General features: G+C 70.4%; 5 protein-coding genes. All 5 read right to left on the minus strand.

Translation table 11 applies throughout. The features are described 5' to 3' along the window. A partial coding sequence (locus tag D183_RS25795) for an ESPR-type extended signal peptide-containing protein (protein WP_039729557.1) occupies positions 1-287 on the minus strand: 287 nt, incomplete at its 3' end. A gap of 1,096 nt (positions 288-1,383) precedes the next feature. After that, the gene (gene purL / locus D183_RS0123190) at positions 1,384-5,439 is read right to left on the minus strand and encodes a phosphoribosylformylglycinamidine synthase (protein ID WP_026144775.1); all 4,056 of its coding nucleotides are present in this window, start codon (positions 5,437-5,439) and stop codon (positions 1,384-1,386) included. A 300-nt stretch (positions 5,440-5,739) separates the two neighbouring features. Then, positions 5,740-6,546: a DsbC family protein gene (locus tag D183_RS0123195; RefSeq protein WP_017911105.1), complete on the minus strand. Its 807-nt coding sequence runs from the start codon at positions 6,544-6,546 to the stop codon at positions 5,740-5,742. A 106-nt stretch (positions 6,547-6,652) separates the two neighbouring features. After that, the gene (locus D183_RS0123200) at positions 6,653-8,848 is read right to left on the minus strand and encodes a hypothetical protein (RefSeq protein ID WP_157835250.1); all 2,196 of its coding nucleotides are present in this window, start codon (positions 8,846-8,848) and stop codon (positions 6,653-6,655) included. A 75-nt stretch (positions 8,849-8,923) separates the two neighbouring features. Next, on the minus strand, positions 8,924-9,471 hold a 548-nt coding region (locus D183_RS0123205), incomplete at its 5' end, for a tyrosine-type recombinase/integrase (protein ID WP_017911107.1).

Below are 9,471 nucleotides of genomic sequence, written 5' to 3' on the forward strand. Positions count from 1 at the left end.
GCGGTGCTCTGCGCGCCGCTGGCGTTGCTCTCTGCACCGACCGCGGTGGCGTAGTCGCCGCTGGCGTTGGCGTTGTCGCCGATCTGCACGGCCTGCGCCTGGGCGGTGCCGGGAAGGGCGCCGGCGCCCAGCGCCAGCGCGATCGCGCCGGCCAGGGCCAGGCCGTGTGCGCGTGCGGCACGGCGGTCGCGGACGACGGCCCCGCGCGCATCGCCGCTGGCCAGTTCCGATGCCACGACCCACATCCCCAGTGCGTTGTTCCAGACCTTGCGATAAATCCGATTCATCGACGACTGCTCCTCAATTCGGCTGGTTTTTGGTCAAAAAGCCACCCTCGCCCGGCGTTCCGGCCGGCCGACCCCCTGTCGGTTTTTTGGTGCCGCACGTCCCTTAGCGGGACGCGAGAGGCTCACGCCTGTCGCTGCTCGGAGCTGTAGATGAACCGAGGTGGAATGCGGAACTGACCCGAGTGTTAACTCGGCCTCTCGAGTACGTCAAGTTTTTGACTTAATGCGACATGCGCCGTGACACAGACCGCGAATTCAGACTGATTTCGTTAAATTTTCGATAAATATCAATGAAAACAACCAACTCGCGCCAATTTTTCGGCACATTCCTTGCCAGCCTTGACACACCGCGCTTCGGGCGATTTCGTTTCCTGTCAAGGACTTGACGCGACCGGATGGTAGAGGCGCAAAAGCGCGCCCAGGCATGCCGGATGACGGCTCCAGACGGCTGCGCATGGCGCCGACTGCGCGAAATGGGGCGAGCGGTCGCGCGGCGGAGCGACCTTGTGCCGGACGACGGGCGGGTGCTGCCGGACTGTCGCTGCACGGCGAAGAGCACCACGCGCGGGAGGACGCACCATTCGCTTGCAAGCGGTGGCGGATGGCGCAGGCACACGCACGCTGCAGCGATGACGGCACCGCGCAAGGCGCACCGCACCGCGATGTCTCGTAGAAGCGGCTTCAGCCGCGACCACGCACGGTCAGCGCATGCGCAGGCGGGAGCGCCGAGGAAACCCACTCGACACACAGGAAAATCGACGGCATCGGCCGTCAAACCGCCAGTTCGGCCGGCCTGGATGCGGTCCTGCGTCGGGGCTGCAGTCCCTCCCACATGGGACACTGCGACGCGCGATTCGGCGCATGCGCCACGCCACCAATCCCGGCAGTGCATTCTGCATCCCACAGCGATGGCAGCGCGGCACAGACCCGAGCAACGCAGCAGGCAGCGCCGCCCCGAACATCGCGGCTACAGGCACTGCCGACGGCGCCCTGGCAAGGGCCAGCGCCAGCACGCGATCAGGTCGCCGAACACGTCGCCGTCGGCAGCGCACCAGGCAGGCGCGTCGCCATCGCGGCGAGCGCGCCAGGGCGGGCTTCAGCCCACCCACACCCGCGCGTTGCGGAACATGCGCAGCCACGGCGCCTCGTCCGGCCACTCGGCCGGATGCCAGCTGAGGTTGAGCGAGCGCAGGGTACGTTCCGGGTGCGGCATCAGGATGGTCACCCGGCCGTCGTCGCTGGTCAGGCCGGTGATGCCGTCGGGCGAGCCGTTCGGGTTCAGCGGGTACTGCGTGGCGACGGCGCCATGGCCGTCGACGAAGCGCAGTGCCACGCGCGCGGCGGCCTGGTCCACGGCAGTATCGAATTCGGCACGGCCTTCGCCATGCGCCACCGCCACCGGGATCCGCGAGCCGGCCATGCCACGCAGGAAGATCGATGGCGACTCCACCACCTCCAGCAGGCTGGTGCGCGCCTCGAACTGCTCGCTGCGGTTGCGCAGGAAGCGCGGCCAGTGCTCGGCACCGGGGATGATGTCCTTGAGCTGGCTGAGCATCTGGCAGCCGTTGCACACGCCCAGGGCGAAGGTATCCGGACGCGCGAAGAACGCGGCGAAGGCATCGCGCAGCGCCGGCCGCTCGAGGATCGAGGTGGCCCAGCCGCGGCCGGCGCCGAGCACGTCGCCGTAGCTGAAGCCGCCGCAGGCGGCCAAGCCGACGAAGTCGGCCAGGTCCACGCGGCCGGCGATGAGGTCGCTCATGTGCACGTCGAAAGCACGGAAGCCGGCGCGCTCGAACGCATTGGCCATCTCGATCTGGCCGTTGACGCCCTGCTCGCGCAGGATCGCCACCTTCGGCCGCTGGCCGCTGGCGACGAACGGCGCGGCGACGTCCTCGGCCGGGTCGAAGGCCAGTTTCGGCTTCAGCCCGGGCGCGGCGAAATCGCGCGCCAGCGCGCGCTCCTCGGCGGCGCTGTCGGGGTTGTCACGCAGCGTCTGCATCGCGTGGGTCACCGACCACCAGGCATCGAACAACTCGTCCCAACGCCATTCGGCCAGGGTCTTGCCGCCCAGCCCCACGCGCACGGCTGCGGCGGTGCTGGGGCGGGCGATACGCTGCGCGCACTCGGTCAGCGCATGGCGCTCGACCAGGTCGGCGAACGCCGCGCGGTCTTCGCGCGCGACTTGCACCACCGCGCCCAGTTCCTCGTTGAACAGGCTGCGGAACGGATCGTCGCCCCAGGCATCGAGGGTGATGTCCAGGCCCTGCCGCGAGGCGAACGCCATTTCGCACAGCGCGGCGAACGCGCCGCCGTCGCTGCGGTCGTGATACGCCAGCAGCAGGCCGGCCTCGCGCGCATCGCGGATCAGCTCGAAGAACGCACGCAGCCGCTGCGGATCGTCCAGGTCCGGCACCGCCCCGCCGAACGCCGGCAGCGCACCGTCGCCATGCACCTGCGCCAGCACCGAACCGCCCAGGCGCTGCTTGCCACCGCCCAACCCGATCAGCCACAGCTCGCTCTCGGCCTCGCGCGCCAGCAACGGCGTCAACTGCGCCCGCGCATCGGCGACCGGCGCGAAGGCGGAGACGATCAGGGAGACGGGCGAGACGCTCTTGTGCGTCTCGCCGGGACTGGAGAATGGGGAATCGGGAATCGGAGAAGCAGCGGCATCGGTGGCGGACGCATCGCGCTTTTCGCCATTCCCGATTCCCGATTCCCGATTCACGGCGGTCACCGACCACTGCGCCTGCATCGACAGCGAGTCCTTGCCCACCGGGATGCTCAGGTCCAGCTGCGGACACAGTTCCATGCCCACCGCCTTGACCGCGGCGTACAGGCGCGCGTCCTCGCCGTCGTGGTTGGCCGCGGCCATCCAGTTGGCCGACAGCTTGACCTGGTCCAGCGCCTGCACCGGCGCCGCGCACAGGTTGGTGATCGCCTCGCCCACCGCCATCCGCGCCGCCGCGGCGGCGTCGAGCAGAGCCAGCGGGGTGCGCTCGCCGATCGCCATCGCTTCGCCGGCGTGGGTGTCGAAACCGGCCAACGTGATCGCGCAATCGGCCAGCGGCAGCTGCCAGGGACCGATCATCTGCTCGCGCGCGGTCAGGCCACCGACGCTGCGATCGCCGATGGTGACCAGGAAGCTCTTCGCCGCCACCGTCGGATGGGCCAACACACGCAGCCCGGCCTCGCGCAGGTCCAGCGCCTCGGTGTCCAGCTCCGGCCAGCGCGGCGCCGGCGGCTGCCGGGTGTCGCGGTGCATCTTCGGCGGCTTGCCGAAGAGGACGTCCATGGGCAGATCGATTGGATGCTGGGAATGGGGAGTGGAGAATGGGGAATGGGCAGCAGCGGAGTCTGCCTGCTTTTCACCATTCCCGATTCCCGATTCTCCATTCCCACCGCCGAGCACCCCGTAGCCCACGACGAGCCGTTCCTCGGCGGTCGCCACACCCACCGCGGCAAACGGGCAGCGCTCGCGTTCGCAGATCGCGGCGAATTCGGCCAGGCGCGCCTGCGGCACGCCGAGCACGTAGCGCTCCTGCGATTCGTTGCACCACAGCTGCATCGGCGACAGCGACGGGTCGTCGCTGGGCACGCGGTCCAGGTCGATGAGGCCGCCTACGTTGGAATCGTGCAGCAGTTCGGGAATGGCGTTGGACAGGCCGCCGGCGCCGACGTCGTGGAACCAGCGGATCGGGTTGTCCGCACCCAGCGCCACGCAGCGGTCGATGACCTCCTGCACGCGCCGCTCCATCTCCGGGTTGTCGCGCTGCACGCTGGCGAAATCCAGGTCCTCGGCGCTGTCGCCGGAGGCCACCGAACTGGCCGCGCCGCCGCCCAGGCCGATCAGCATCGCCGGGCCGCCGAGCACGATCACCGCATCGCCGGGCTGCAGCGGGATCTTCTCCACCTGCACGCGATCGATCGCGCCCAGGCCGCCGGCCAGCATGATCGGCTTGTCGTAGGCGCGGGTCAGGTCCTGGGTCTCCGGCAGCTCGAAGCTGCGGAAATAGCCGAGCAGGTTGGGCCGGCCGAATTCGTTGTTGAACGCGGCGCCGCCGAGCGGGCCGTCCAGCATGATCTCCAGCGCCGGGGCCATGCGCGGGTTGATCGGCCGCGCGCCCTCCCACGGCTGCGGCAGGCTGGGAATGCGCAGGTGCGAGACGCTGAAGCCGGTCAGGCCGGCCTTGGGCTTGCCGCCACGGCCGGTGGCGCCCTCGTCGCGGATCTCGCCGCCGGCACCGGTGGAGGCGCCCGGGAACGGCGCGATCGCGGTCGGGTGGTTGTGGGTCTCGACCTTGATGCAGAACGCCGACGGCGTCACCGCCTCGCTGCGGTATTCGCCGCTGGCCGGATCCGGGCGGTAGCGCGCGGCCGGATGGCCTTCCACCACCGCCGCGTTGTCGCTGTACGCGCTGAGCGTGTGCTGCGGGGTCTGCTGGTGGGTGTGCTTGATCATCCGGAACAGCGAGCGGTCCTGCTCCTTGCCGTCGATGGTCCAGCTGGCGTTGAAGATCTTGTGCCGGCAGTGCTCGGAATTGGCCTGCGCGAACATCATCAGTTCCACGTCGGCCGGATCGCGGCCGAGTTCGCCGAAGCGCTGCCGCAGGTAGTCGATCTCGTCCTGGGCCAGGGCCAGACCCAGGCGCGCATTGGCCGCTTCCAACGCATCCAGCGGGATACGCTCGACCTCGCCGCGCGCCGGCGCCTGGAACAGCGCCTGCGCCTGTGCGGCGCCGTCCAGCAGCGACTGCGTCATCGGGTCGTGCAGCAGCTTGGCCAGCGCGGCCTGGTCGGCCGGCGCCTCGGGCCAGCCGGTCAGGTCCAGACGGGTACCGCGCTCGACCCGGCGGATCGCCAGCCCGGCACCGCGGACCAGTTCGGTGGCCTTGCTCGACCACGGCGAGCGCGTGCCCAGCCGCGGCACCACGTAGCGCGAGCAGGTGCCCGCCTCCGCCGGCGCCGGCGCGTCCTGCGCCTGCAGGATGCGGCGGGCCGCGACCAGATCCAGTTGCCCGGCGTCATCGCCGTCGAGGAAGTACACGTGCCAGGCGCCGACGATGCGCACGCCGGGAACGAGGGACTGCAGGCGGGTTTCGAGCCGAGCGCGACGGAACGGCGAAAGGGCGGAAGCGCCCTCGAGGACGATCATGTCCGGGGAACCGTGTGAGGAAACGGGCTGGCTATTGTAGCGGAGAGCTGGGAATGGGGATTCGGCAATGGGGAATCGGCACAGCCGGCCGCCGAGCGGGGTCGGCGCCAGCGGACGTGCTAGAGGTGGTTGGGCGACAGCGGACGCGGCGCTCCAGCAGCAAAACGCGGGGCGGCAACAGCGGTGGCGCAAAGGCCGCACCGCCGACCAAGGGGGAGAGACGGGCGTTCAGCGGCCGTGGCCGCGGGAACGAGCGACGTCGCACCCACTCCCGATTCCCGTTTCCCCATTCCCGGCCGCTCAGCGGCTTCCGCCCGCCTTCGTCGCTTCCGCCGCGCGCTTGTCCAGCGCTTCGCGCATCTTGGCCGGGGGCAGGTAGCCGCCGATCTGGGTGCCGTCCGGGGCGAAGATCGCCGGGGTGCCGTTGACGCCCAGGCGCTGGCCCAGGTTGTACTGCATGGTCACCGGGTTCTTGCAGTTGGTCGCGCCGGGCACCTTGCCGCTGCTCTTGGCCTCGGTCAGTGCCTGCTTCTTGTCCGCCGCGCACCACACCGCGACCATGTCCTTGTAGTCCTGGCTGCCCAGACCCATGCGCGGATACGCCAGGTACTCCACGGCGATGCCCTGCTTGTTGAGCTCGCCGATCTCGCTGTGCAGCTTGCGGCAGTAGCCGCATTCGATATCGGTGAACACGCTGATGGTGTACTTGGGATTGGCCGGGGCGAACACGATGCGGTCGGCACGCGGCGCCGACTCCAGCAGCTTGCGGCGGTAGCTCAGCAGGCCTTCGCTGGAGGCGAACTGCTTTTCCTGGATGTCGAACGGCTGCGCCTGGAACAGATAGCGGCCGTCGTCGGAGACGTACAGCACCTGCCCGCCGACCACCACTTCGCGAAAGCCGGGGAACGGCGCGGCGCCGATGTAGTCGGGCTTGAAGTTGGGATCGAGCTGCAGCAGCGCCGAGCGTACGCGCTGCTCGCCCGGTGCGCCGGCAGGAGCGGCGGCGGCCGGCTTGGCAGCGGCAGCGCCGCCGGTGGGCGAAGCCGGCTGCGCGCAGGCGGAAAGAGAGGTGGCGCACAGCAGCGCAAAAAGAGCAAAACGGAGCATTGGCTATCCATGAGGGCTGCGAACCGGCTGGATTGTCGCATACCCCCTTGTCCGCTCGATGTAGACAGGCTGAGCGGGGGGCACGCCGTCGCAGCAAGGGCGCGGATCAATATTTCGCGTGCTCCGGATAGCCGCCCGCACCCGCCGGATCGCGCAGCGCCAGTGGCAGCGACCAGCGCAGCAGACCGCCATCGGTCAAGGCCCAGAGCGTGGCGCCGTCCCACGAAAACGCCAGTGCGTTCAGCGAACCGCGCGCCGGCGAGGCCAAGCGCAGCGGTGTCTGCGCGGCGGCGATCTGCCACAGCGCCAGCTGCGGCCCGGCCGCGGCGGGGGCGTCGCTGCCCAGCGCCAGCAGCCGGCCGTGCGCCGAACGGGCCGCCGCCTTCAGCGCGTCGGCCCACCCCAGCAAGGCCGACAGGCGCACGCGGCCGTCGTCCATATCCAGCACATGCATACCGACGAAGCGCGCTTCGGGCTGCGCCTTCGACGCGCCGGACGGCGCGAACTGCGGCGTCCCGGTGCCGTGGTCGGCCAGCATCAGCACGAAGCCGCTGGCGATCCAGCGACCCTGCAGCGACCCCAACGGGGTGGGCACCCACTGTGCCACGCCGGAGGCGTCGACCGGATCGGGGCGACCGAAACGCTGCGGCAACGCGAACGCGCGCAGGACACGCCCGCTGGTCGGATCGAGGGCGGCGATGCCCTGGGCATCCTCCACCCACAGCGCATGCGGGTCGCGCAGGCGCACCGGCCACAGCTGCGCATTGCCCTTCTTCTCCGCATCCATCAACGCCTGTCGCGGCGCGCCGAACACCGGCGCGAACGCCCAGGGTCCATCCGCCGCCGGTACCGCGGCGGTCGGCGCATTCAGGATGAACCGACTGCCGCCGAACGCACCACCACCGCCAGCGTAACTGTGATCGAAATACACGGGGCGCTGCGCGGCGTCCAGTTCCCAGCGCGCGTAGCCATCGCTGCCCTCGCCATCGACCCGGTAGCGATGCAGGCGCCGCGAGGCGACGTCATAGACATACAGGACGGCGGACTCGCCAGCGGCGCCGGCCAGGAACCACACGCGGCTGCCCTGCGCATCGGGCATCAGCCGCTGCGCACCGCCCTCGCCCTGCCAGACCGTTTCCGTCTGCCAGCGCGTGCCGTCGTGATGCAGCCGCCACAGCCGGGTGTTGGCGCCCGTCCCGCCCAGCACCTGCATGCTGAGCAACAGATCGCCGTCGGGCAGCGCCAGCAGATCGCGCGGGTAGCGGGCGCCGCTGTCCGCCGTGGCCAGTTCGCCGCCGAGCGCGTCCCAGGGCAGCGCGTCGAACGGCAACAGCGGCACGTCGTTGCGCGGCGGGACAAACGCGATGGCCGGCGCCGCACCGGCGCGCTGCGGCGGCAGCATCCATACCAACGGCGACGCGGCCACACGCACCGGCTGCTGCGGCACGCTCGCGGCGAGCGCCTGGCGCACGGCCTGGAACAGCACCGCCGGCACCACGCGCTGGCTCAACCGCGACGGCTGCGACGCACCGCCCAGCGGATTGAACTGGGTGATCTGCCTGATCACGCTGTAATCCGGATTGGCGTAGTTGTCGGTGCGCTCGATGCTCAGCGCGGTGGTCGCATGCCCCATGGCCGCGGTCATGTCGAAGACGCATACCCTCAGTTCCAGACGCCCGCTCAGTCCCTGGCGTTCGCTGCGCGTGGCGCAGTATTCCGCATAGCGCGTCTCGCGGAACACAGCCAGTTCGGCGCGATCCTGTGGCGCCCAATCGCTGCGCTCGCGCGCCTGTTGCAGGCGCGTGCGCGCCTCCTCCTCAGTCAGCGCGCCCTGCTCCACCGCCGCCTGCAGCATCGGCTGCGCGAAGCGCTCGGCCAGCGCCGCGCGCAGGTCCTGGCGGCGTGACAGCAGGACCCGGCCCCAATCGTCGGGCAGATACGACAGCGGCAAGGTCTCGTTGCCTTCCTGGAAGCCCCCCTGCGCCTGCACGACGCCACGTACCGCGGCCTGCACCTGGGCATACGGCGCTGCGATCAGCAGATGCGCCGCCGTGGCCGGTTCGCGCTGCCCGCCCGGCAGCGTCCAGAACAGCAGATCCTCGTGGCGACGCACCGCCGGTGCCTGCGCCTCCAGCGCCGTGCCGGCAGCCGCGATCTGCCACGCGCTGTCGCCAGGCTCGGCCACCGGCATGGCGGACGGCTGCACCGGCCCGGCCGCGAACGCGCTGCCGAGCGCGAGCAGCAGCAGGCCGGCACAAGCTCGTGCTGGCGCATGGGAAACGCGATGTCGCAACTCGCTCATGGACGCACTCGATGGAAGGAAAAGGATGCCATCGCCGGCGGCAGCGGCAGCTGCAGCTGCAGCTGCAGTTGCCGCTCAGCCACGCGGATGATGCTTGCGGTGCAGGCTCTGCAGGTGCTCGCGCGCCACCAGCGTGTAGATCTGGGTGGTGGACAGGGAACTGTGGCCGAGCAGCATCTGCAGCGCGCGCAGGTCGGCGCCGCGGTTGAGCAGATGCGTGGCGAAGCTGTGACGCAGGCCATGCGGGCTGATCCGCACCGGATCGATCCCGGCCACCGCCGCATAGCGCTTCACCAACACCCAGAACTGCTGGCGGGTCAGCGCGCGGCGCGCGGCGTCGATGAACAGCGGCACCACGCCATCGCTGGCCGGCACCGCCTGCCCCGCCGCCAGCGCCGGGCGGGCGCTGTCCAGATAGCGCTGCAGCCAGTGCTGCGACTCCTCGCCCAACGGCACCAGCCGCTCCTTGCTGCCCTTGCCAGTGACCCGCAGCACGCCCTGGCGCAGATTGACCGCGTTGGCCGGCAGGTTGACCAGCTCGCTGACGCGCAAGCCGGCGGCGTACATCAACTCGAGCATGGCGCGGTCGCGCAAGCCTGCCGGCGCGGTCGCGTCCGGCGCCA

This window comes from Xanthomonas sp. SHU 199 (genome assembly GCF_000364665.1).
In the GTDB taxonomy this organism is placed as follows: domain Bacteria; phylum Pseudomonadota; class Gammaproteobacteria; order Xanthomonadales; family Xanthomonadaceae; genus Xanthomonas_A; species Xanthomonas_A sontii.

What these genes read in the sequence shown, in the direction of transcription:
- purL (WP_026144775.1), bottom strand. Translation starts at nt 5,439, where the DNA reads ATGATCGTCCTCGAGGGCGCTTCCGCCCTTTCGCCGTTCCGTCGCGCT.
- D183_RS0123200 (WP_157835250.1), bottom strand. Translation starts at nt 8,848, where the DNA reads ATGAGCGAGTTGCGACATCGCGTTTCCCATGCGCCAGCACGAGCTTGT.
- D183_RS0123195 (WP_017911105.1), bottom strand. Translation starts at nt 6,546, where the DNA reads ATGCTCCGTTTTGCTCTTTTTGCGCTGCTGTGCGCCACCTCTCTTTCC.